This is a genomic window from Phaeobacter sp. CC-HEC084, assembly GCF_059429255.1.
The window spans coordinates 511,434-533,535 of sequence record NZ_JCAIJQ010000009.1; the positions used below are offsets into that span (position 1 = coordinate 511,434).

Genomic DNA, 22,102 nt, shown 5'->3' on the forward strand with positions numbered 1-22,102 from the left:
CGGTGTCGACCTAGATCAACAACGGGAGAAGGGCAGCGTCAGCTCAGGCATCCTTGAAAACAAAAGACGTCTGAACTGAAATTTGCCCCCGCCCCAAGGCTGCGGCGTCCACGATCTGCTTGCCCAGCTCACCGGCCAGTCGCAGGAATTTGCTTTCGCCCTGTAGCCCGGCGATATCGCACACGGCCATGCACTCCCTGATCCGCTCAGCCGGGAACAGCGGACCAGCGGTCTGATCTTTCCCGGTCGGGGTTGCGTCAATCAAAATGTCTGCCGCGCGATCTTCCTCCCAAATACGGACCTTGGGCCAATGCGCGCGCAGGATGGCTGCCGTTTCCGCCAGCCGCCCCTCATCCGTGTCGCTGAGAACAACGTCGCTAACGCCCGTTTCGCACAGCGCATCGGCAATGGCCCGACCGGCACCGCCGCCTGCCCCCATGATATGCGCCGACCTACCAGCAACCGGCACCCCAGAAACGCGCAGCGCCTCCATAAGAGCCAGCCCATCCGTCATGTCGCCAACAAGCACATCGCCCTCACGGCGCAGGGTATTCACGGCCCTGATGCGCCCGGCCCGGTCCGTCACCCGGTCCGCTTCCTGAAAAGCCGCCTGTTTGTGCGGATAGGTGATCGAGCAGCCCAGAAACGTCTCGGAGGCGCGCAGCAGTGTCCAGAACTCTGTCAGCACAGGGGCCGGAACGTCCAGTGGCAGCATCCGGCAGTCGATACCGCGGGTGCGAAACCAGTCGTTCATACCCGGCGGCGACACCACGCCCGCGACGGGGGCACCGATAATCGGCAGCAGCTTGGTCGTCCCTGAGATGTCCATAATGCGGCACTCCGAAAGTTGAAGGTTGACAGCAATGTGAGGCACTTTTAAAAATATCCAACATTTTTACGTATATGGAATGAAATGATCTTCTCTGGCAAGAAAAATGAAGACAGCACCATCGTCGAACTGCTGGCGTCCTCGCTACGGAAGGACATCGCGTTCGGCACCCTGCTGCCGGATCAGAAGCTGAAGCTGAATGAGCTGCGCAGCCGCTACGGTGGCTCCAATCATTCCATGCGGGAAACCCTGCGCATCCTGTCCTCTGAAGGTCTGGTCGAAGGCGCCGCGCAGCGCGGCTTTCGCGTCACCTCGGCGACCGAGGACGACCTGCGCGACATTCAACTTGTCCGGCAGGAAATTGAAAGCATCGCCCTGTCGCGCGCGATCGCACTGGGAGATGTCGCCTGGGAGGGGCAGGTCGTTGCCGCCCATCACGCCCTGCAAAAGGCCGAGGCCGCCGTAGCCACGACCCCGGACGATCTGACGGCGCTGGAATGGGATGATGCCTGCCGCGCCTTTGCTGCTGCCTTGATCGCGGCCTGCGACAGCCCGCGCCTGATCGATTTGCAGCGCAAGTTCTTCGACCAGAGCCGCCGCTTTAGGCTGGCGCTGCTGCGCGAAGGCAAGCTGAACTGGGCCGCTCGCAAGGCCCGGCAAAAAGCGCTGCTTGATGCGGTTCTGGACAGAGACGAAACCACGGCTTTGGCCCTGCTGAAGGAAGAGATCGGAGCAGATCTGAAGGCTTAACACTGATCTATAAGGGAGGAAGATCATGATGAAACTCAATCGCCGTAAGGCATTGGCCCTGATGGGCGGAACCGTGGCCGCGACGGGGCTTGCCGCCCCTGCGCTGGCCCAGAACAAGAAGATCAAGGTGGGCGCGCTGCGCTTCACCTCGCATTCTGCCAGCTTTATCGCGCAGGAGCGCGGCTATTTCGCGGATGCCGGGCTGGATGTGGAGCTGGAGTTCTTCCAGGCCGCGCAGCCGATGGCCGTGGCCATCGCATCGGGCGATGTGGATTATGCCGTAACCGCCATTTCCGGCGGGCTGATCAGCCTCGCGGACAAGGGCGCGATCAAGGTGATCGGCGGCGCCCTGACCGAAGAGGACGGCATCGACGGACAGAAGTACCTGATCTCGGATGCCTCTTATCAGGCCGGTATCAAGACGCTGAAGGACCTGGACGGCAAGAAATACGCCGTCACACAGGCGGGCTCGTCCTTCCACTACATGGGCGCCAAAATGGCCGCTGCCGAAGGCATCAACCTCAGCTTTACGCCGCTGCAAAAGGTCGGCGCGATTATCGGCGCGATGAAATCGGGCCAGGTCGATGGCTGGTCCATCGTGCCCCATATCGCCAAGCCGCTGGCGGCCGCCGGTGCCTGGCACATGGTGGGCAACGTGTCGGACTACATTCCCGACTATCAGGTGACCACTGTCTTCACCTCGGCCAATAACGCGGCCAAGGAACGCGGACTGACCGAAAGCTTCCTTCAGGGCTTCTCGCGCGGGGTTGATGATTATGCCGCAGCCATGATCGATGGCACCGCAGATCAGGACGAGATGGTCGATCTGATCCACAAATACGTCTACACCGACCGTCCCCGCGAAAAGGCGGCCCCCTCGATCATCAATGGCACCATGCGGCTGAGCCAGGGTGCGGCGCTGAATATCGCCAGCGTTCAGGACCAGCTGAGCTGGTTCCAGTCCGAGGGTCTTGTCGATGGCGATATCACGCTCGACACGCTGGTCGACGATTCCTACGTCAAAACGCTGGGCGCCTAACACCCGCCTTGTACGTTCTTCCGGGCGCCTTGCTTTTTGCGGGGCGCCCGTCCTTCTCCTGTAGTCAAAGGACAGCGCATGGACATCCGTCTGGACGGCATCAGCCATTCCTATAACGATTTCGAAGTGATGCGGGATATCTCTCTCGACATCGCGGACGGGCAGATCGTTTGCATCGTGGGACCGTCGGGATGCGGTAAATCCACCCTCTTGCGCTTTATCGGCGGGCTTGAGCGCCCCAGTAAGGGCCAGGTTCTGCAACTGGGCACACCGCCCGAGGGGTGCCTGAACCCGCTCACCTATATCTTTCAGGATTTTGCCCTGCTGCCGTGGCGCAGCGTCTCGGGGAATATCTCGCTGGTGCTGGAGGACCACGGCATCAAGGGCGCCGAGGCAAAGCGGATCATCGACGATGTGCTGGCCCGCACCAAGCTCAGCGATTTCGCCCAGGCCCTGCCCAAGCAACTGTCGGGCGGCATGAAGCAACGCGTCGCAATTGCACGTGCCCTTGCGGTGAAGCCCGCCGTGATGCTGATGGATGAACCTCTTTCTGCGCTCGACAGCCAGACCCGTGAATTGTTGATGGACGATCTTGTCGATCTCTGGATGCGCCAGCCGTTCACTGCCGTCTACGTGACGCACAACTTGGCCGAAGCGGTCCGACTTGGCCACAAGGTCGTGGTTCTGTCGCGCCGCCCCGGCCAGATCCGGGAGATCGTCGAAATCGACAAACCCCTGTCCGAGCGCGCCTTTGGCGATGCTGATCTTGATGCCCACCAGAAACACCTGTGGCAGCTAATGCGCGAAGAGGCGCGGGCTGCAGATGCGGAGCTGATCCATGTCTGACATGACACAAGAAAAACCCGTCGCATTCCGGGGCGGTGGTTTTGCGCCGCACTCACGTCGCTGGGTCGGCGTGGCCGTTTTTGTCGCCCTGATCCTGCTGGCGGAATGGGGCACCCGCACGGGTTGGATTTCCGCCCTGACCCTGCCGCGCCCCTCGGACGTGCTGGATACCTTCCGGGAACTGTATGACAGCGGCATGCTGTTCAAACACCTTGGCCCGTCGCTGACCCGTCTGGCGGTTGGCGCTGCCATCGGCGCCTGCCTTGGTATCTGTATCGGGGTGCTGATCGGCCTGTTTTCCTACATCCGCTCCGGGCTGGTGCCGCTGGTTGCGGCCATATTCCCCATTCCGAAAATCGCGCTGTTGCCGCTGTTCGTGATCTGGTTCGGGATCGGAGAAGGGTCGAAATATGCGCTGATCGCCTTTGGCACATTCACTCCCACGGTGGTCGCTACCTACAGCGCTGTCGACAATGTCGACCGCACGCTGATCCGCATGGGGCAAAGCTTTGGCCTGTCCTGGTGGTCCATCGTGCGCAAGATCGTTCTGCCGGGCGCCATGCCGGGGATTCTGTCCGGTCTTCGCATCAGCCTTGCCATCGCCATCATCCTTCTGGTCGCTGCAGAAATGCTGGGCGCGGAATATGGCATCGGGGCCTATATCCTCGAAGCGGGCTCGCTTTATGATCTGGAACGGCTGTTCGCTGGCGTGGTGATCCTGTCGCTTCTGGGCGTCATCACCAGCGCAGTGATCGGGTTTATCGAACGGCGCCTGCTGGGGTGGCGGACATGATGGCAAAACCCGAAAGCGACTATGATGTCGTCGTCGCAGGGGGCGGCGCAGGGGGGGTTGGTGCCGCACTTGGCGCGGCCCAGTCCGGGGCGCGGGTCCTACTGGTCGAAAAATACGGTTTCCTTGGCGGCGCCGCGACCAACGCACAGGTGCTGGCCTACTGCGGTTTTTATCAGCAGGGACCTGAGCCCATCAAAGTCGTAGGAGGGGTAGCCGATCTGGTCTTGGATGAGCTGCGCAACCTCGGGCTGGATTGCGCACCGTTTCAATCGCCGACGACGCTCAACTGGATCATCCTTCTGGAACCAGAAGCGGTCAAACTGGCACTGGACCGGGTGCTGGCGGCGCAGGGCGTTGACGTGTTGCTCCATACCCGCGTGGCTGCTGTGACACGCACGTCGGATCGTATCGAAGCGGTGACATTGGCCGGTATGGACGGGCGAACCCGGGTGGTGGCCGAGGCATTTGTGGATGCCACCGGAGATGCCAACCTGTCATTGGTCGCCGGTATTCCCTGCCGCACCGGGGATACCAACGGCAACCTGCAGGCAATCTCAGCGCCCATTCGGATCGCCGGGCGTGACCGGTCACAGCCAATAGACCGCGAGGCCATCAAGGCAGCCTTTGCACGCTACAGGCGCAATGGACGCTGGCCCTCTGCTCGCGATGACGGCGGCATCTACACCGAAGTACCCAACACCGGTGAGATGTGGTGGATGATGTTCGACCACCCGATGCCAGATCTGAGTTCCGCCAGTTTCAGCACGGCCGAACGCGCCGCGCGCGAAGCGGCACACGACTATGTCGCGCTGCTGCGTTCTGATGTGCCTGGGTTTGAAAACGCCTATCTGGTGCAGACCGGCCCGCAGATCGGCATCCGGGAAAGCCGCCACCCAGCAGCCCGTTATGAACTGACCGGAGAAGATATTGCCACCGGGCGCCAGCGCGACGACGAGGTGGCCAAGGCGGCTTGGCCAATGGAGGATCACACGGCCCCCGGGCAACCGATTTATACCCCCGTAGGCGGAACCGGGTGTGCCTCCATCCCGCTGGACGCCTTGCGCGCCAAGGGCGTGGATAACCTCTATTTCGCCGGGCGCACCATCGGCGCCGATCCGATGGCCTATGCCTCTATTCGGGTGATGGGCACCGCCTTTGCGACCGGAGAAGCCGCTGGGCGGGCCGCCGCTGCCCCGGGGCAAGGCATGGGCGCGCAACAGGAATGGCGTAAACTGGGTTGACCCCCAGCCCAATCGCACCAGCCCAGCAATTGCCAGCCGCTGCCATCGGCGCAGCGCTGGTAAGAAAAGCTGGTGCAAATGCCGTCAGCGAATCAGGCTATGGACTGTGCCGACAGAATTTCCACTCAAAGATGATATCGATCAAAGTGTAGCGACTGCGCTTGCATACACTGGCCAACGTTAAATGCGACAGCACCAGGGCGTGCTTAACGATGGAGACGGTTATGGCAGATTCAGTTTCAACCTCCGGCGGCGCCGCTCAAGGCGACCTATATGGTGATCTTTGGGTGCTGACCCGGGATCTTGACCCAAGTGATGGCGGCGGCAACGGTGAACCGGTGCTGGATGAGAACGGCCAGATCGTGCCGATCGGCTATAATCCTGAAACCGGCGAGACCTTTCCGATCCACCTCGTCGAAGGCGGAGAAGGCGAATACGAAGTCCCAGCTGACCAGCTGGATTACATCCAGGAAATCGAGATGGAGCGGGCAAACATTATGCGCTCGCCCGATCAGGTAGTCGAATCAGCTCTGGAAGAGGCGCTTGGCAAGATCAACGCCGGAACCGAGATCACGACTGATGCGTCGGGCCGCATCATGGTGGACGGTGTCCTAATCGATTCCCCGCGCGAGAACCTCGCGCTTTACAAGCTGATCATGACCGCAGGCGGCGCAACAAGCTGGACCGAGGTTCAGGCGAATGTCGCCGGGAACATTCCGCAATCGCTGATCGACCTGATGAACGCGGGCTGGAACCCCACCGGGCTGCTGGCCGGTGTCTTTTCCAAGTTCCACCCGGTCAGCATGGATGCGACGCTCACCGCGCATACCTTCATGGGGGTGAACGAAGTCACCGGTTCCGGCGACACCCAGACAATCGACTATTTCGGCTTTACCGATGGCAGCGCAGAGACCTTCGACTATGACCGCATCGCCACATATGGAGATGCTTGGGTCCAGTGGTACCAGGACATGGACGGAGACCCCTCCGACCTTGAGGCAGTGCAGCGTACCCTGCTGGATGTGATCTGGGGCAAGGACCGCAACGGCGACGGCGTCAATGACGTTGGCACCGGCAAGGACTGGGTGGACGAGTACATGACACTCTCTGCCGATGGCGAGAGCTATGAAATGGCCGAAGGCTCGGCCGCCGGGATCAACGACTGGGCGCAGTCGGTGGAAGACGCCCGCGAAGCCATCTACGTGCTGCACGAATACGTCGGCACCACGGAAATCGCTGCGCCAGAGGCAACCGACGACGTCATCGAGGGTAGTTCCTACGCCGACTACATCGTCTCCTGGGGCGGTGATGATCTGATCCTTGGCCACGAAGGCGACGATCTGATTGACGGCGGCGAAGGCAACGACACGCTGAAAGGCAACCTTGGCGATGACAGCCTCGAAGGTGGCGCGGGCAATGACGTTGTGCGGGGCGGGTTTGGCGACGATGTGCTGGTCCGCGGTGGCGGCAACGACAAGCTGTTTGGTGGTCGCGGGTCCGACAAACTGAACGGCGGCGCTGGTGACGATACCATGGACGGTGGCGCGGGCGATGACATCCTGCGGGGCGGCCGCGGCGCCGACCTTTTGACCGGTGGCGACGGAGCCGACGATTTCTTTTTCCGGCTTTCGGGTCCGAGAGGGACCGACACTATCGCCGATTTCGCGAGCGACGATCTCGATATCATCCGACTGGACCGGATCGACGCTGACAGCTCCACTGAAGAGGACGACGCCTTTACCTTTATCGGCAGTGCTCACTTCAGCGGCACCGCAGGGGAACTTCGCGCGGCGGATCGTGGCGATTTCCAGCGCATCGTCGGCGATGTGGACGGTGATGGAAATGCAGACTTCGTGATCAAGGTCCTTGGCACCGATGCGGCGGAGGCCGACTGGTTCGCGCTATGACCTCACCGCCCCGGGCGGAGCAATGAAAACGAAGAACGCTGCCAGCAACACATGCTGGCAGCGTTTTCATTTCTACGATCCGATGCTCACAGCAATTTGCCCCATGGCTTTCCGTGCTTTGGCAAAGCAGTCACAGCCCCGGCAGCCACAGCGCCAGCTGAGGAAACAGGATCAGCAAGGCGACCAGCAGCATCGAGCAGGCCATATAGGGAAAGGCCGACATGTAGATATCGCGCATCGTGGTATCCTTGGGCGCTACCCCTTTCATCACGAAGAGCAACAGCCCGAAGGGCGGCGTGGTGAAGCTGATCTCCAACGCCAGCAGGATGATCAAACCGAACCATATCGGATCGAACCCCAGCGAGGCCGCCAGCGGAAAGAAGATCGGCACGGTCAGCAGCATCATCGAGATCTGCTCCATGAACATGCCCAGCAGCAGCAGCACACAGAACATCACCAACAGCATCGCAACCGGCGCCAGATCAAAGGAGGTCGCCCAGCGGATCAGCCCGCTGGAGGCACCGGAAAAGGCCAGCAGCTGGCTGAAAGTGGCTGAGCCGAACACGATCAGATAGGCCATCAGCGTCACTCGCAGCGCGCCGACGACGGACTTCTTCATCGCCTCCCAGCTGAGACAGCGAAACAGAATGGCAAGGATCAGGACCCCAAGCGCGCCAAAGGCGGCGGCCTCGGACGGGGTGATCAGCCCACCAACCATGCCGATGACGATCAGAACCATGACCGACAGCATGGGCAAGACGTCTCCGAACAGCAGCCGTGCCTTTTCGCCAAAGGTGAGCGTCTCAACCTCATAGGCAGGGGCAGCGGTCGGGTCGATGCGGGTCTGCAGGTAGATGACACCGATATAAAGGCTGGCCAGCACCAGCCCCGGCAGGATCCCCGCGATCAGCAGCGCGCCGACGTCAATGCGGGCGAGCGTCGCCAGCAGCACCGCCAAAGCAGAGGGCGGAATGATGATCGCCAGACCACCGGTGCCAAGGATCGGCCCGATCGACATGTGCTTCTTGTATCCGCGGCTGGTCATCTCGGGCACCATTAGGCTGCCCAGCAGCGCGGTCGAGCCCATGGAGGAGCCTGACAGCGTTGAAAACGCTGTCCCGCCCAGCACAGTCACATAGGACAACCGCCCGGGCAGCTTACCCAGAAGCCGGTCGATGGCATTGAACATCCGTGCCCCAAGGCCAGTGTGAAAGAAGACCTCTCCCATCAGCAGGAACAGCGGGATCGGCACCAGCGCATAGTTCGTCAGCCCGCCAAACCCGTTGTTGAGCAGCAGCGTGATCCCCTTGGCACCGCCCATGAAAAACCAGGCGCCAACAATATTGGCCGCCAGAAAGGCAAGCGCGACCGGCATGCCGATGGCCATCAGAACCAGGATCGAGCCCAGCAGCAGGGCCAGTGATTCAAACCATTCCATTATTCGTGTATCCCCGCTTCGCCCGAATGCATCAGGTCGCTGCCAAATACGAAACGGGAAAATTCAATCGCCATCAGTCCAAAGCTGACCGGAAAGGCGATCGTCAGGATCCATTTCGGAAAGTAGTAGGCGCGCACGTCCAGATCGTTGCGCGCGATATTGCCCAGAAACAGCTCTGCCCCCTTCCAGGCCAGGATCACCGACACCAGAACACAAAGCGCGGCCACAAGACGGCTGACCACCCGGCGCACCTCAGCGGGCAATGCAGCGGTGATCAATTCGATATGCACATGACCCTTTTCCCGCACCAACCAGGGGGCGCCCATCATGGTCATGTACAAAATGGCGTATTCGGATGAGGTGAAAAGCCAGGCAAAGGGCTGAAGCCCAGCATTGCGCATCACCACGGACAGGGTGACTGAAATCATCAGCCAGACCAGCATGAACCCCGCGATGCCCGCCATCGCATATAGGAAGCCTTGATAGAGCTTTCCGACCATTGCCATTTCTCATCCTTTCCAAAGGCAGACGGCACGCCGGACCCGCGATCCGGCGTGCCGTCCCGTGGCTGTTTACTTGTCGTAGAACAGCTCGATCAGCGTGTCGTAGTTGCCGTCTCCCTGGGGGCTGTCGGCCATCAGGCCCTTCATGCGGTCCCAGGTTTTCTGCGTGGCGGCCGCAAGATAGGCGTCGGCGGCGTCACCTTCCAAGGTCACGACTTTCATGCCGGCCTCTTCAAGGGCCGCGAAATCCGCGTCGCGCAGGGCACCCAGTTTGGCGGCGCTTTCCGCCTCGTGGGCGATTGCGACATCCTGCAGGATCTTGCGCGATTCCTCGGACAGGCTGTTCCACTTGTCGAGATTCACGATGGTGCCAAGGTCGGTCGAGAAGAAGCAGGGTTCGATCCGGTAGTTCAGGAATTCGTTCCACTTCAGATCGATCAGGCCGATCTGGGTCCAACCGGTCGCATCCACCACGCCGCGCTCCAGCGCCGAATAGACTTCGGTGGTGGGCAGGTCGATCACCTGCGCGCCCAGATATTCGGTGAAGAATGCGTTGTAGACCGCGTTGCCGCGCAGTTTCAGACCGGACACATCAAGGTTGCCGTCCGCGTCCAGCTTCGGCTCATTGCGGGTCCACAGGTTGTAGCAGACTCCCGAGTCGAACCAGCCGAGGTATTTGACGCCCATCTTTTCCTGGTGGATCTGGTCAATCAGTTCCAGACCGCCATTGGCGCGGGTTTCCACCGCCGTCAGGTTTGAGGTCACAAGCGCGTCTTTTTCCGGCAGGGCGCCGGCATAGAAGCTGCCCGGTGTGTAGACCATGTCCACAACGCCCGAACGCACCGCGTCCGGCTGCTGGAACATGCCGATGGCCTCGGGGCCACCACGGACCTCGATATTGACGACACCTTCACCCGCCGCGTTCACCTTGTCGACGAACTCAAGGAAGGATTTGGTGTAGATCAGCGATTCCGGAAAGGCGTGTACGGCGGTCAGCGTGTCTTCGGCAAAGGCAGCCGAGGTCATCGCCGTGGTGACAAGGACTGCACCAATCATACTGTGCTTCATTTTGTCTTTCTCCCTGGTGATGGGGTGCCTTGTGACGCCCCTTTGGTTGTGGCCCCGGCCCCCAGCGGGGCCCGTTGCCGTCTTACGTCGCGGGCCAGGCCCATGGGTGCTGAGAAGCACGGGCCGCCCGAAACGTTGAAATCCGTTCTTGGTGCTGAGCGGTCAGGTCGATGTCGTCCCAACCGTTGACCAGTTTTTGCTGCCAGACGGGGTCAATCTCGAAAGAGACCTCCTGCCCGGCGATGCTGGCACGGCCAGCAGCCAGATCGACGGTGGCCGCCACATCATTGCTGCCGATGGCGCTGATCAGCGCCTCGATCTGTTCTTCTGGCAGGCGGGCGGGCAGCAGGCCGTTGTTGACGGCGTTGCCAGCAAAGATATCGCCAAAACTGGGGGCGAAGACCGCCTTGATCCCGAAATCCACCAGCGCATAAACGGCAGCCTCGCGGCTGGAGCCGCTGCCGAAATTGCGCCGCGTCACGAGCACCGAGGCGCCGGGATGCAGGTTCAGCACATGCACGTCGTCATCCTGACGCGCATCGTGCAGCAGAAATTGGCCATACCCCTCGCTGCGCGGCGCCGACATGAACCGCGCCGGGATCAGCTGATCCGTGTCCACATTCTCCTGCGCCAGCGCCACCGCCCGGCCTTCGATCTTGCTCCATCCGCTCATGACCGGCCCTCCAGCAGCGGGCGCACATCGGCAAGATGTCCGGTAACGGCGGCGGCGGCGACCATGGCGGGACTCATCAGATGGGTCCGCGCGCCGCGTCCTTGCCGCCCGCGGAAATTCCGGTTGGTGGAGGAGGCGCAGCGTTTGCCGGCCTCGACCAGATCGCCATTCATGCCCACACACATGGAACAGCCAGCATCGGCCCATTCCAGGCCCGCATCGGTAAAGATCTGCGCCAGCCCTTCAGCCTCGGCCTGTTTCTTGACAACGGCGGATCCCGGCGACACCAGACCGGGCACCTTGGCCTGGCGTCCCGCCAGAACCTTGGCCGCGAGGCGCAGATCCTCGATCCGGCCATTGGTGCAGGAGCCGATGAACACCTGATCAACCGCGATGTCCTCAAGCGGCATCCCTGCTTCAAGGCCCATGTAATCGAGCGTTGCACGCGCCTGGTTCTGCTTTCCTCCGGGCAGGTCTGCCGGGCGCGGCACACGGCCAGTGATCGGCAGCGCCTCTTCCGGAGAGGTGCCCCAGGTCACCGTCGGGGCGATCTCTGCGGCTTCGATTGCAACCTCCTGATCGAAGATGGCCTCCGCATCGCTGTAGAGCTTTTGCCAATCCGCCAGAGCAGCCTCCCAGGCGGCACCCTTCGGGGCGAAATTGCGCCCTTTCAGATAGTCGAAAGTGATCTGATCCGGCGCGATCAGACCCAGCCGGGCGCCACCCTCGATGCTGAGATTGCACAGGGTCAGGCGACCTTCGATGCTCAACGCCTCAACCGCGCTGCCCGCGTATTCGATTGCGTGACCCCTGGCGCCATCCGCGCCCAGTTCGGCGATCCAGTGCAGCGCAAGATCCTTGGCCGTGACACCAGCGCCAAGGGCGCCATTGACCGAAATCCGCATGGTCTTGGGCCGACGCTGCCAGATCGTTTGGGTTGCCAGAATATGGGCGACCTCGGTCGCCCCGACGCCAAAGGCCAAAGCCCCAAGCGCCCCGTGAGTGGAGGTATGGCTATCCCCGCAGTTGATCAGTAGTCCAGGCAGCGTCAGCCCCTGCTCGGGGCCAAGCACATGCACAATGCCCTGCCCCGGATCGTGCAGATCGAACAGCCGGATGCCCTGTGCCCGTGCATTCTGGCCCAGAGTGTCGATCATCCGGCGGATATCGGGCGCGACAGCACCCGGTCGTGTTGGCGCATAGTGATCGACCACCGCAAAGGTCAGATCGGGTTCGGCCACTTTCAGGCCCCGCTGCGCCAGCTTGGCAAAGGCGTGGTGCGAGCCTTCGTGCACCAGATGCCGGTCCACCCACAGGAGGGACATGCCATCGTCGCGTCGCATGATCTCATGCGCAGCCCAGAGCTTGTCGAACAGGGTCTGCGGGGTAGTCATTCGGCTGCCTCTTTGCGGGCCGGATTGATCACCGGCTCCCAGTGGCGGGTTTCGCCCACGCCGACGTGGTTCAGCGACATCTCAAGCCGGAACATGTCAGGCCGGTAGAGCGCGGCAAGGTATTCGACCCCGCGGCCTTCCTCGTCGCGCACAACCCGGTCGAGGGACAAGAGCGGCGCACCAATCCGAACACCCAGCGTTTCGGCAACTTCCGGAGAGGCCAGCGTCGCACTGACCGTCTGATGGGCGGAGTCGACTTTGACACCCGAGCGCTCCAGAAGGCGGAACAATGGCGTCGTGGCCAGTTCGGCCTCTGTGTAATTCTGCGCGATTTCTTCCGGCACCCATGTGGTCAGATGGGAGAAAGGTTCATTTTCAACCAGACGCAGGCGTACCGCTGTCTGAACCCGCACCTGCGCCCCAAGGCCCAGCGCCTCGGCAACGCCGCCGGGCGCGGCGCCATAGCTGAAGGAGAGCAGCCGTGCGGTGGTGTTCTGCCCCATTTCGACCAACTGCGGCATCAGGGTACTGAAGTCCGCCGCCATCGAAGGACTAGACTTCTGCGCGCAGACTGTTGTGCCGGATCCGACACGGCGTTCAACCAGCCCGTCCTTCTCCAGCACATCTAGCGCCCGACGCACAGTGACACGGGACACGCCCAGAGTCGCTGCCAGCTTCTGCTCACCCGGCAGCACGCTCCCCGGCGCGTAGACACCACGGGTAATCTCTTGATGCAGATGCAAAAAGACACGCTGCGCCTTACCCCCTTCAGGCAGACCTTTGCTTGCGGAAGATGCCAGATTCTGTCCCATATTTCTCCTTTCACTGCCTCTCAAGCCTAGCGATGGTTTTTTCAAAAGCAACAAATCTATTCACAGATGTTCAAAATATTTGACCTATGCGCAGCAAATAATCTGTATTACAAAAGATACCAATTTAGAAAAGGAGACTTCATGCCCGTCATCGAACTCCACGTGATGCAGGGATATAGCGCAGACGAGAAAACGCGGCTGTGCGCGGCGCTGACCAACGCGGTGCGAATCGTCGTGCCCGCCCCGCCCGAGGCCGTCACCGTTATGATTCATGAGCTGGATCCTGCGGGCTACATGCGCGGCGGCGCGCATCGCAGCCCCGCCCCCGCCCAGCCCGATCCGGTATCTCTGGTGCGCAACTACCTGACCGCGATGGAAGCGCGCGAGATAGACACGGCCCGGGCGCTGCTGGCTCCCGGCTTCTCCATGACATTCCCCGGCACCGCCCCGATGACGACGCTGGAAGAGCTGATCGAATGGGCAAAGCCCCGATACAATTTCGTCACCAAGACATACGAGGGCTTCGAAGCGCTGCAATCGCCGCAGGACGCCGCCGTTGTCTATTGCCGCGGCACCCTGTCGGGCGAATGGCCGGATGGCACCCCCTTCAGCGGCATCCGGTTCATCGACCGCTTCGAAGTGATGGACGGGCGTCTCACCCGGCAGGACGTCTGGAACGATATCGCTGAAACAAAGGCAAACCCATGACCAAAGAGATAGACCCGATCACGCTGGCCGTGCTGGCCGGACGGATGGAGCAAATCGCGGATGAAATGGATGCCACTCTGTTTCGCGCCGCCTTCAACCCAATCATCGCCGAGGCCCATGACGCATCGCACGGCCTCTATCACGCGGTGTCGGGCGACACTCTGGTACAGGGCAAATCCGGCCTGCCTATCTTTGTCGGGGTGATGTCCTTTGCGGTGAAGGCCGTCATCGAAAAGGCCGCCGAAAACGGCGACCTGGAAGACGGCGACATCTATATTTTCAACGATGCGCATCTGGGCGGCACCCACCTCAGCGACATGCGGCTGGTGCGGCCCTATTTCCACGATGGCAAACTGTTCTGCTATCTCGCCTCGGTCGGACATTGGCACGATGTGGGCGGCGCGGTGCCGGGCAACTACAACCCCGCTGCCACCGATGCCTTTCAGGAGGCCTTTGTCCTGCCGCCGGTCCGGCTGGCCAAGGCAGGCAAGATCCAAACCGACATCACCGACATCCTGATGCGCAACACCCGTCTGCCGCAATCGGCGCAGGGCGATCTGAACGGTCAGCTGGGAGCGCTGGATCTGGGCGTGAAACGTCTTGATGAATTGCTGGCCGAATATGGCGCCGAAACTGTGCGCGCGGCCCTTGATGCCTTGCAGGACAGGGCCGAAGCGCTGATGCGTTCGGAGCTGACGGAACTGCCCGACGGTCGCTGGGAGGCCGAGGATTTCCTCGACAATGATGGCATCACCGATACGCCGCTGGCAATCAAAGTCGCGCTGGAGATCAATGATGACCGGATGACGCTGGATTTCACAGGAACGGCAGACCGCTGCGCAGGCCCGGTGAACATTGCACTGCCGACGGCGGTCGCAACCGCCTATGTGGCGATCAAGCATATCTTCCCGTCCCTGCCTGCGAACTCTGGCGTAATGCGCCCGATCGAGGTGAAGATCCCCGATGGATCGCTGCTGTCTGCGCCCTTCCCGGCGCCGGTCGGCGGCTACACCGAAACGATCCTGCGCATGGTTGACGTGATCTTTGCCGCGGCTTCGCAGGCGGCGCCGGATCGCGTCGTCGCCAATGCCTATGGCACCATCAACGCCCTGTCGATTTCCGGCAAACGCGCCAATGGTCAGCCCTGGGTCATGTTCAGCTTTTACGGCGGCGGCCATGGCGGCTCCATCGAAGGCGACGGGCTGAATCACGGCAATGCGCCAATTTCGACCGCGACAATCCCGCCGATGGAAATCCTTGAGGCAGCCTATCCGGTGATGTTCAAGCAATGGGCCCTGCGCCCAGACAGCGCAGGCCCCGGCATGCATCGGGGCGGCATGGGCGCGACCTATGAAATTGAAGTACTGGAGGAAAACGCCACCGCCTTCCTCTTCGGTGAACGCGGCCGCTTTGCGCCCAAGGGCGCGGCTGGCGGCGGCGATGCTGCGCTCAATGTCTTTTCCTACGAGCAGGCAGATGGCTGGCATCACCCGCCGATGGCCTCGAAAATGGTTGGAATCAAGCTGGAGCGCGGCCAGTCAGTGCGGCTCGATACCCCAGGCGGCGGCGGCTACGGCCCGGCGTCACAGCGCCCGGCAGCCGATGTCGCCCGCGATGTGGCAGGCGGGTTGATGAGCCCTGACGCAGCGACCGAAACCTATGGCCCGGCCTGGAAAGAGGTGACCCAATGACCAGCAGCAACCGCATGATCGGCGTCGATGTCGGCGGCACCTTCACCGATATCTTCGTTCTGGACGAAGCCACCGGCACCGCCGAAGTCGCCAAGGTGCCCACCACGCGCCCGGACCAATCCGGCGGCTTCCTCTCCGGGATCAATTCCCGCGTCGATGATCTTTCGACCGTCTCGGTGGTGGTGCACGGAACCACCGCAGGCACCAATGCGTTGCTGGAGCGTAAGGGCGCCCGGATCGGGGTGATCACCACAATGGGCCTACGTGACGTTCTGGAGATGCGCCGCCGCGATCGCCCGCGCACCTGGGGTCTGCGGGGGAACTTCACTCCGGTGGTGGACCGCGCCCTGCGGCTGGAGGTGCCGGAGCGCACACTGGCCGATGGCACCGTGCGCACACCGGTGGATCTGGACGCGGTGCGCGCTGCCGCCCAGCAACTGATCGACGAAGGGTGCCTTGCCTGCGCGATCCTCTTTGCCAACAGCTATGCCAATGGCGAAAACGAACGCGCCGCCGTTTCTGCCGTGCGCGAGATGTGGCCCAATGCGCATGTTTCGGCATCTTCGGAGATCCTGCCGGAAATCCGGGAATTCGAACGTTTCTCCACGACCGCGCTCAATGCCTATCTGCAACCCGAAGTCTCGGGATATCTGGCGCGGCTCGAAACCGCGCTGAAGGACGGCGGGTTCGCCGGGGAGTTCATGATCGTCCAGTCCAATGGCGGCGTGATGGATGTGGACACGGCGGCAAAACTGCCTGTCCGCACTGCTCTGTCGGGCCCGGCGGCCGGTGTCATCGCAGCCGGATACATTGCCGAAGCGGCCGGATTTCCAGATGTCATCACCGGCGACATGGGCGGCACCTCCTTTGATGTCAGCCTGATCGCCAAGGGCGCATCCATGCTGTCGCCGCAAACCTCAATCGATTTCGGCATGGTGGTCCGCTCCCCGATGATCGAAATCACCACTATCGGCGCGGGCGGCGGCTCGATTGCCTGGGTCGACAAGGGTGGCCTGCTGAACATCGGACCGGAAAGCGCCGGCTCCACTCCCGGCCCAGTGGCCTATGGTCAGGGCAACACCCGCCCGACCGTGACCGATGCCAATGTCGTTCTGGGCCGCATCGATCCCGACAACCCCATCGGCGGTAAGCTGGACCGGCTGGATGTCGAGGCCGCCAAGGCCGCGATCCTGGAACACGTCGGGCGTCCGCTGGGCATGGACGCGCTGCAAGCCGCCGAGGCGATCCTGCGCGTTGCCAATAGCCGTATGGCCGGAGCGCTCAGGCTGGTCTCTATCGAGCGCGGCTTTGATCCCGAACGTTTTGCCTTCATGCCTTTTGGCGGTGGCGGCGCGCTGCATTCGGGCGCCATGCTGGCCGAGGTCGGTCTCGCCCGCGCCATCGTGCCGCGCTATCCCGGCGTGACCTCGGCGATGGGCTGCGTGATCGCCGATATGCGGCAGGATTTCGTGCAGACCATCAATTCGGTCCTGGCCGGTATCGACCTGCAAAGCCTGACCGGGTTCATGCAAAGCCACGTCGACAGCGGGCTGGCCACACTGGACGCGGCGCGCACCCATTTCGAGCGGCGCGACACCGAATTCACCCTTGATATGGCCTATCTCGGGCAGACCCACACGGTGCCCGTCACCCTGCCGGTCACCGTTGAAAACGGCGTCGTGACACCGCCGACCGAAGCGCAGATCGCCGATGCCTTTGATGCGGCTTATCGCGCCACCTACGGTCGACTTCTGGAAAACGGCACCCGACGGGTGATCAACCTGCGCTCGGCCATCACCGGCCGCCGTCCGCGGTTCGATCTGGCAACGCTGGCCCCCAAGGCCGGCAGTACCGAGCAGGCCTTCCGGGGCACGCGGCAGGTGCATTTCGACGGCACCTGGCACAAAACCAGCCTCTATGACCGGCTGGCCCTGCCCGTAGGCGCCGAAATCGCGGGTCCGGCCATTCTGGAGCAGCCCGACACCACCGTCTTGATCGAACCCGGGCTCGTCGGCAAAGTCGACGCCTACGGCAATACACTGATCGAAAGGGCCAGCGCATGACCCCCTCCTCCACTGCCCTGCTGACAATTGACCTGCAAAACGACTTTTTGCACCCCGAGGGTGCCTATGGCCGTGCGGGTCAGGGCGCCGACAGCATCAAGGCCCTTCCGAACCGGATCGCGCCGGTGAAAACCGCACTGACCAAGGCCGGGGGGAGTTATATCTCGGCCCAGTTCACGCTGGTGCCGGGTCGTGGTGGGGAGCCGCTGATCTCGCCACACCTGAAAAAGCTGCGCCCCTTTCTGACCAAGGGCGATTTTGAACCGGGCAGCTTTGGGCACAGCCTTGTCGATACTCTGGCTCCGGCCGATTTCACGGTGGAAAAGGTGGCCTATTCGGCACTATATCAGACCCGTCTTGAATATATCCTGCGGGCGATGAAGATCGACTCGCTGATCATCGGCGGTATCGTCACCAATGGCGGCGTTGCCAGCACCGTCCGCGATGCCCACCTGCGCGATATCCACACCATCCTGCTGTCGGATGGCTGCGCGGCCTTCAAGGACGACGTGCACGAGGCCACTCTGAAATCTCTCGGCTCGGTGACGGAGATCATGACCTGCGCCGAGGCAGTGACACTGCTGGGAGGCACGTCATGAGCCTGCGCAAGCGCCTGACCTCGCCCGAGATCCTGCTGGCCCCCGGTGTCTACGATGGCCTGACGGCCGCGCTGGCCACCGATGCCGGGTTCGAGGCCCTATACCTGTCGGGGGCCGCGGTGGCCTACACCCGCCTTGGCCGCCCCGATATCGGTCTCACCACCGCCTCGGAGATGGCAGATACCATGGCGTTGATCGCGGATCGCACCGACCTGCCGGTGATCATGGATGCCGACACCGGCTTTGGCAACGCGCTCAATGCACGGCGCACCATGCAAAGCTATGAACGTGCAGGTGCTGCCGCCCTTCAGGTCGAAGACCAGAGCTATCCCAAAAGATGCGGCCACCTGTCCGACAAATCGCTGATCTCCAAGACCGAGATGTCGGGCAAGATCGCCGCCATGGCCGATGCCCGCCGTCAGGACACGCTGATCATTGCCCGCACCGATGCCATCGCCGTCGAAGGATTTGATGCCGCCATCGACCGGGCCGGCAGCTACATCGAGGCAGGCGCCGACGTGCTGTTCATCGAGGCCCCGCGCGACAGTGACGAGCTGGCAAAAATCGCGGCGACCTTCAAAGGCAAGGTGCCGCTGCTCGCGAATATGGTCGAAGGCGGAGCCACGCCGATTTCCTCGGCCACGACCCTTCAGGACATGGGCTTCGACATCGTGATCTTCCCCGGTGGTATCGTCCGCGCCCTGGCGATGACCGCGCAGAATTACTATGCCAGCCTGAAAGAATCAGGCTCTAACAAGCCATTTTCCGACCGGATGCACGATTTCGACGGGCTGAACGCGGCCATTGGAACACCTGAAATGCTGGCCCTTGGAAAGCGGTTCGATGGCAAGTCCTGATGTCGCTGAACCGCCCGCATCCTTTGACCTGACGGTCGAAACCCTGATCGTCGGGGCGGGCGCTGCGGGGATGGTGGCCGCCCTGGCCGCCCATGAGGCAGGACAGGAAGTTCTGCTGGTCGAGGCCGACGCCGTACCATCGGGGTCCACCGCGCTCAGCGCCGGTCTGATCCCCGCTGCGGGCACGCAGTTTCAGACCGAGGCAGGCATCCAGGACAACGCAGAGCGGTTTGCGCAGGACATTCAGGCCAAGGCCCATGATGAAAACGATCCGGATCTGGTCGCCAGCATGGCCAGCACGGCGGCGCCGGTGATCGAATGGCTGGCCCGCGATCACGGGTTGCCGTTTTCACTGGTCACCGACTTTGACTACCCCGGCCACAGCCGCCGCCGCATGCACGGGCTGCCGACCCGCTCCGGGCAGGAACTGATCGACGCCCTGCGCGACCGGATCGAAACGCTGGATGTGCCGCTGATCTGCAATCGCCGCGCAATCAGGCTCTATTCAAAGGCAAACCGCATCTTTGGCGCCCAGTTGCAGCTGCCCGATGACAGTACAGAAACCATCGGCTGCGCGCGGCTGATCCTCGCCTGCAACGGCTTTGGTGGCAATCGCACCATGGTCTCCACCTATATGGCAGAGATCGACAATGCGGTCTGGTTCGGCCATGACGGCAACCGCGGCGAGGCCGTGACCTGGGGGCAGGCTCTGGGCGCAGCGACCGCCCATCTGGGCGCCTATCAGGGGCACGGTAATGTCGCGCATCCGCATGGCATCCTGATCACCTGGGCCACCATCACCGAAGGCGGCGTGCAGGTGAATTGCCAGGGCAAACGGTTCTGGAACGAGGCGCAGGGCTATTCCGAGGCAGCCCGCGCCGTACTGGCGCAGCCGGGCGGCACCGCCTGGGTGGTGTTCGACAGTCGCATCGCCGCCGTGGCGCGGCAGTTCGAGGATTTCAAGAACGCAGAAAAGCAAGGCGCGGTGCTAGCCGGTGAAAGCATTGCAGAGCTTGCCAAGGCGGCTGGCCTGCCAGCAGATGCGCTGGCCAAAACCCTTGGCGATATACCCAACGAGGGCACGGACGCCTTTGGCAGACGCTGGAGCGGGCAGACCCCGCCACTGCACCCACCCTATCACGCGGTGAAGGTCACCGGCGCGCTGTTCCATACCCAAGGCGGGCTAGAGGTCGATCCCGCAACGTCCCGGGTGCGCCGTGCGGCGGGCGGAAGTTTTGACAACCTTCATGCCGTGGGCGGCGCGGCCTGCGGCGTTTCGGGTACCGGCGACAGCGGTTATCTATCGGGCAACGGGCTGCTGGCGGCGGTGACTTTGGGGTATCTTGCCGGGCGCGCCTGATCCAGCGCGCCCGTCGTTCGCAGTATTCGCGCCTGTCAGTCCGCGGTGCTGAGCGACAGACCCAGAAGCGCGCGGCGTTTCAGCCAGAGGCTGGGGCGGTAGCGTTCCGACCCGGTCGTGGATTGCAGCCCTTCCATGATCGACAGAACCCGGTCTGCGCCGACCTTGTCGCCATACTCCAGCGGGTTGAACGGGTAGTTGAGTCCCATGGTCATCGCCTTGCCCAGATCCTCGGGGCTGCCGACGCCGATCTGCGCCATCTCGCAGCACAGGTTCACGATCATCGAAATGACACGCGGTGCAACAAAGCCGGGGCTGTCCTTGATGACCTCGACATGCAGGCCCGCGCCCGCCAGCCAGGTGGTCACCGCCTCCAGCACATCCGAGCCACCGGGAGCAGTCATGACGGTAACGATCCCGCGTTCGACCGCGCTCAGGTCCACTGCAACGGTGCGTTTGGGGTCAAGGCCAAGGCGGGCAACGGTGCTGGTGCAATCCTCGCCAAGCGGGCTGACCAGGATCGGCGCCTTGCCGTCATCCTCGGCAGCGCTGAGGCCCTTTTCCACCAGCGGAGCAAAGGCATCGGAGCGTTCCGGCAGAACTGCGGTCAGCGGGGTTTTTGGTCCGGCTTCGGGCGGGGTCGGCAGCTTGGGCAGGTCCTGCGCGTAGTCGTAGAAACCGCGCCCCACCTTGCGCCCCAGCAGCCCCGCTTCAACCATATAACCATGGCGCGGCGTGGTGCGCAGGCGCGCATCGCTATGGTAGCCGTTGAAGATGAAGGTCGAGACCGGGAAGTTGGTGTCGATGCCGGTGAGATCCATCAACTCGAACGGGCCCATCCGGAATCCGCCTGCCATCTTCATGATGCGGTCGATCTGCTCAGGCGGGGCGACGCCTTCGGCCTCGATATGCAGACCTTCGGTGTAATAGGCCCGCCCACCCAGGTTCACAATGAAGCCGGGTCCATCCTTGGCGATCACCGGCACCTTGCCCATCGCCTTGCCCATTTCATAGGTCGCATCGACAACGCCCGCATCGGTGGCCGCGCCGCCGATCACCTCCACCAGCTTCATCAGCGGCACCGGGTTGAAGAAGTGCATGCCCACCACGCGGGCGCGGTTTTCGCAGTTCTTCGCAATCGATGCGATGGAGAGCGAGGAGGTGTTCGACGCAAGAATGCAGTCCGCGCTGACGATGCCTTCAAGTTCGGCAAACAGGCTCTGTTTGATGTCGAGCCGCTCGATGATGGCTTCGATCACCATCTGCGTATCCGCGAGGGATGTCAGATCGCCTGATGTGGTCAGCCGCCCCTTGGCCGCAGCGGCGGCGTCCGCCTCCAGCTTGCCCTTTTCGACCATACGGTCGATGCGGCCTTCGATATCGGTCTTCGCCTTGGCCAGCGCCTCGGCGTTCATGTCGTTCAGCACCACGTCATAGCCCACAGTCGCCAGCACCTGCGCGATGCCCGCCCCCATGAGCCCGGCGCCGATCACGCCAACCTTTTTGATGTCGTCGAATGCATAAGCCATCA

At 62.4% G+C, this 22,102-nt stretch carries 20 protein-coding genes; 12 read left to right on the forward strand and 8 right to left on the reverse strand.

Annotated elements, in window-relative coordinates; genetic code table 11:
• Positions 1–43 precede the first annotated feature (43 nt).
• Positions 44–829 (reverse strand): shikimate dehydrogenase family protein, encoded by a 786-nt coding sequence (locus AC5SSZ_RS19680; protein ID WP_495439614.1) that lies wholly within the window; start codon positions 827–829, stop codon positions 44–46.
• Positions 830–913: 84 nt separating this feature from the next.
• On the opposite strand from AC5SSZ_RS19680, the gene AC5SSZ_RS19685 reads away from it, so the two are divergent.
• From AC5SSZ_RS19685 to AC5SSZ_RS19710, 6 genes are all read left to right on the forward strand, one after another.
• Positions 914–1,579, forward strand: a complete 666-nt coding sequence (locus AC5SSZ_RS19685; RefSeq protein ID WP_274867666.1) for a GntR family transcriptional regulator — start codon at positions 914–916, stop codon at positions 1,577–1,579.
• A gap of 25 nt (positions 1,580–1,604) precedes the next feature.
• Positions 1,605–2,618, forward strand: coding sequence for an ABC transporter substrate-binding protein (locus AC5SSZ_RS19690; protein ID WP_274830612.1), 1,014 nt, complete (start codon positions 1,605–1,607; stop codon positions 2,616–2,618).
• 78 nt (positions 2,619–2,696) lie between these two features.
• Positions 2,697–3,464, forward strand: coding sequence for an ABC transporter ATP-binding protein (locus AC5SSZ_RS19695; protein ID WP_274830611.1), 768 nt, complete (start codon positions 2,697–2,699; stop codon positions 3,462–3,464).
• Entirely contained in the window at positions 3,457–4,257 is an 801-nt protein-coding gene (locus AC5SSZ_RS19700) for an ABC transporter permease (protein WP_274830610.1), read from the forward strand. The genes AC5SSZ_RS19695 and AC5SSZ_RS19700 overlap by 8 nt, the downstream gene beginning before the upstream one ends.
• Positions 4,254–5,498 carry an FAD-dependent oxidoreductase gene (locus AC5SSZ_RS19705; RefSeq protein WP_495439618.1) on the forward strand — a complete coding sequence of 415 codons (1,245 nt, stop codon included), beginning with the start codon at positions 4,254–4,256 and terminating at the stop codon, positions 5,496–5,498. Before AC5SSZ_RS19700 ends, AC5SSZ_RS19705 begins: the two co-directional genes overlap by 4 nt.
• A gap of 224 nt (positions 5,499–5,722) precedes the next feature.
• Positions 5,723–7,405: a calcium-binding protein gene (locus tag AC5SSZ_RS19710; protein WP_495439620.1), complete on the forward strand. Its 1,683-nt coding sequence runs from the start codon at positions 5,723–5,725 to the stop codon at positions 7,403–7,405.
• Between the two features lie 130 nt (positions 7,406–7,535).
• Here AC5SSZ_RS19710 and AC5SSZ_RS19715 read toward each other — a convergent pair whose 3' ends face one another.
• From AC5SSZ_RS19715 to AC5SSZ_RS19740, 6 genes are all read right to left on the reverse strand, one after another.
• Positions 7,536–8,843 (reverse strand): TRAP transporter large permease, encoded by a 1,308-nt coding sequence (locus tag AC5SSZ_RS19715; protein WP_274838020.1) that lies wholly within the window; start codon positions 8,841–8,843, stop codon positions 7,536–7,538.
• Entirely contained in the window at positions 8,843–9,349 is a 507-nt protein-coding gene (locus tag AC5SSZ_RS19720; RefSeq protein WP_065272367.1) for a TRAP transporter small permease, read from the reverse strand. The genes AC5SSZ_RS19715 and AC5SSZ_RS19720 overlap by 1 nt, the downstream gene beginning before the upstream one ends.
• Before the next feature lie 66 nt (positions 9,350–9,415).
• Positions 9,416–10,414 carry a TRAP transporter substrate-binding protein DctP gene (gene dctP / locus AC5SSZ_RS19725; protein WP_495439623.1) on the reverse strand — a complete coding sequence of 333 codons (999 nt, stop codon included), beginning with the start codon at positions 10,412–10,414 and terminating at the stop codon, positions 9,416–9,418.
• An 82-nt stretch (positions 10,415–10,496) separates the two neighbouring features.
• Positions 10,497–11,087: a 3-isopropylmalate dehydratase small subunit gene (leuD, locus tag AC5SSZ_RS19730; protein WP_274831513.1), complete on the reverse strand. Its 591-nt coding sequence runs from the start codon at positions 11,085–11,087 to the stop codon at positions 10,497–10,499.
• Positions 11,084–12,481 carry a 3-isopropylmalate dehydratase large subunit gene (gene leuC, locus AC5SSZ_RS19735; RefSeq protein ID WP_495439626.1) on the reverse strand — a complete coding sequence of 466 codons (1,398 nt, stop codon included), beginning with the start codon at positions 12,479–12,481 and terminating at the stop codon, positions 11,084–11,086. The genes leuD and leuC overlap by 4 nt, the downstream gene beginning before the upstream one ends.
• Positions 12,478–13,293 carry a GntR family transcriptional regulator gene (locus AC5SSZ_RS19740; protein WP_065272363.1) on the reverse strand — a complete coding sequence of 272 codons (816 nt, stop codon included), beginning with the start codon at positions 13,291–13,293 and terminating at the stop codon, positions 12,478–12,480. Before AC5SSZ_RS19740 ends, leuC begins: the two co-directional genes overlap by 4 nt.
• Before the next feature lie 141 nt (positions 13,294–13,434).
• Between AC5SSZ_RS19740 and AC5SSZ_RS19745 the strand changes: the two genes are divergently transcribed.
• The 6 genes from AC5SSZ_RS19745 to AC5SSZ_RS19770 are packed head-to-tail and all read left to right on the forward strand — an operon-like array spanning position 13,435 to position 20,571.
• Complete coding sequence (locus AC5SSZ_RS19745; protein WP_495439628.1) at positions 13,435–14,001, forward strand: nuclear transport factor 2 family protein; 567 nt, start codon at positions 13,435–13,437, stop codon at positions 13,999–14,001.
• Entirely contained in the window at positions 13,998–15,692 is a 1,695-nt protein-coding gene (locus AC5SSZ_RS19750; protein WP_495439630.1) for a hydantoinase B/oxoprolinase family protein, read from the forward strand. The genes AC5SSZ_RS19745 and AC5SSZ_RS19750 overlap by 4 nt, the downstream gene beginning before the upstream one ends.
• On the forward strand, positions 15,689–17,755 hold the full coding sequence (locus AC5SSZ_RS19755) for a hydantoinase/oxoprolinase family protein (RefSeq protein ID WP_274840397.1): 2,067 nt from the start codon (positions 15,689–15,691) through the stop codon (positions 17,753–17,755). Before AC5SSZ_RS19750 ends, AC5SSZ_RS19755 begins: the two co-directional genes overlap by 4 nt.
• Complete coding sequence (locus tag AC5SSZ_RS19760; RefSeq protein WP_495439632.1) at positions 17,752–18,354, forward strand: cysteine hydrolase family protein; 603 nt, start codon at positions 17,752–17,754, stop codon at positions 18,352–18,354. The genes AC5SSZ_RS19755 and AC5SSZ_RS19760 overlap by 4 nt, the downstream gene beginning before the upstream one ends.
• Complete coding sequence (locus AC5SSZ_RS19765) at positions 18,351–19,211, forward strand: isocitrate lyase/PEP mutase family protein (protein ID WP_274830598.1); 861 nt, start codon at positions 18,351–18,353, stop codon at positions 19,209–19,211. Before AC5SSZ_RS19760 ends, AC5SSZ_RS19765 begins: the two co-directional genes overlap by 4 nt.
• Positions 19,198–20,571 carry an FAD-dependent oxidoreductase gene (locus AC5SSZ_RS19770; protein WP_495439635.1) on the forward strand — a complete coding sequence of 458 codons (1,374 nt, stop codon included), beginning with the start codon at positions 19,198–19,200 and terminating at the stop codon, positions 20,569–20,571. The genes AC5SSZ_RS19765 and AC5SSZ_RS19770 overlap by 14 nt, the downstream gene beginning before the upstream one ends.
• Positions 20,572–20,606: 35 nt before the next feature.
• On the opposite strand, the gene AC5SSZ_RS19775 is transcribed toward AC5SSZ_RS19770, so the two are convergent.
• Complete coding sequence (locus AC5SSZ_RS19775; RefSeq protein ID WP_495439636.1) at positions 20,607–22,100, reverse strand: 3-hydroxyacyl-CoA dehydrogenase; 1,494 nt, start codon at positions 22,098–22,100, stop codon at positions 20,607–20,609.
• Between the last annotated feature and the right edge of the window lie 2 nt (positions 22,101–22,102).

What these genes read in the sequence shown, in the direction of transcription:
- AC5SSZ_RS19680 (WP_495439614.1), bottom strand. Translation starts at nt 829, where the DNA reads ATGGACATCTCAGGGACGACCAAGCTGCTGCCGATTATCGGTGCCCCC.
- AC5SSZ_RS19770 (WP_495439635.1), top strand. Translation starts at nt 19,198, where the DNA reads ATGGCAAGTCCTGATGTCGCTGAACCGCCCGCATCCTTTGACCTGACG.
- AC5SSZ_RS19705 (WP_495439618.1), top strand. Translation starts at nt 4,254, where the DNA reads ATGATGGCAAAACCCGAAAGCGACTATGATGTCGTCGTCGCAGGGGGC.
- AC5SSZ_RS19765 (WP_274830598.1), top strand. Translation starts at nt 18,351, where the DNA reads ATGAGCCTGCGCAAGCGCCTGACCTCGCCCGAGATCCTGCTGGCCCCC.
- AC5SSZ_RS19775 (WP_495439636.1), bottom strand. Translation starts at nt 22,100, where the DNA reads ATGGCTTATGCATTCGACGACATCAAAAAGGTTGGCGTGATCGGCGCC.
- AC5SSZ_RS19760 (WP_495439632.1), top strand. Translation starts at nt 17,752, where the DNA reads ATGACCCCCTCCTCCACTGCCCTGCTGACAATTGACCTGCAAAACGAC.
- AC5SSZ_RS19715 (WP_274838020.1), bottom strand. Translation starts at nt 8,843, where the DNA reads ATGGAATGGTTTGAATCACTGGCCCTGCTGCTGGGCTCGATCCTGGTT.
- AC5SSZ_RS19695 (WP_274830611.1), top strand. Translation starts at nt 2,697, where the DNA reads ATGGACATCCGTCTGGACGGCATCAGCCATTCCTATAACGATTTCGAA.
- leuC (WP_495439626.1), bottom strand. Translation starts at nt 12,481, where the DNA reads ATGACTACCCCGCAGACCCTGTTCGACAAGCTCTGGGCTGCGCATGAG.
- AC5SSZ_RS19690 (WP_274830612.1), top strand. Translation starts at nt 1,605, where the DNA reads ATGATGAAACTCAATCGCCGTAAGGCATTGGCCCTGATGGGCGGAACC.
- AC5SSZ_RS19710 (WP_495439620.1), top strand. Translation starts at nt 5,723, where the DNA reads ATGGCAGATTCAGTTTCAACCTCCGGCGGCGCCGCTCAAGGCGACCTA.
- dctP (WP_495439623.1), bottom strand. Translation starts at nt 10,414, where the DNA reads ATGAAGCACAGTATGATTGGTGCAGTCCTTGTCACCACGGCGATGACC.
- AC5SSZ_RS19720 (WP_065272367.1), bottom strand. Translation starts at nt 9,349, where the DNA reads ATGGCAATGGTCGGAAAGCTCTATCAAGGCTTCCTATATGCGATGGCG.
- AC5SSZ_RS19755 (WP_274840397.1), top strand. Translation starts at nt 15,689, where the DNA reads ATGACCAGCAGCAACCGCATGATCGGCGTCGATGTCGGCGGCACCTTC.
- AC5SSZ_RS19745 (WP_495439628.1), top strand. Translation starts at nt 13,435, where the DNA reads ATGCCCGTCATCGAACTCCACGTGATGCAGGGATATAGCGCAGACGAG.
- leuD (WP_274831513.1), bottom strand. Translation starts at nt 11,087, where the DNA reads ATGAGCGGATGGAGCAAGATCGAAGGCCGGGCGGTGGCGCTGGCGCAG.
- AC5SSZ_RS19685 (WP_274867666.1), top strand. Translation starts at nt 914, where the DNA reads ATGATCTTCTCTGGCAAGAAAAATGAAGACAGCACCATCGTCGAACTG.
- AC5SSZ_RS19750 (WP_495439630.1), top strand. Translation starts at nt 13,998, where the DNA reads ATGACCAAAGAGATAGACCCGATCACGCTGGCCGTGCTGGCCGGACGG.
- AC5SSZ_RS19740 (WP_065272363.1), bottom strand. Translation starts at nt 13,293, where the DNA reads ATGGGACAGAATCTGGCATCTTCCGCAAGCAAAGGTCTGCCTGAAGGG.
- AC5SSZ_RS19700 (WP_274830610.1), top strand. Translation starts at nt 3,457, where the DNA reads ATGTCTGACATGACACAAGAAAAACCCGTCGCATTCCGGGGCGGTGGT.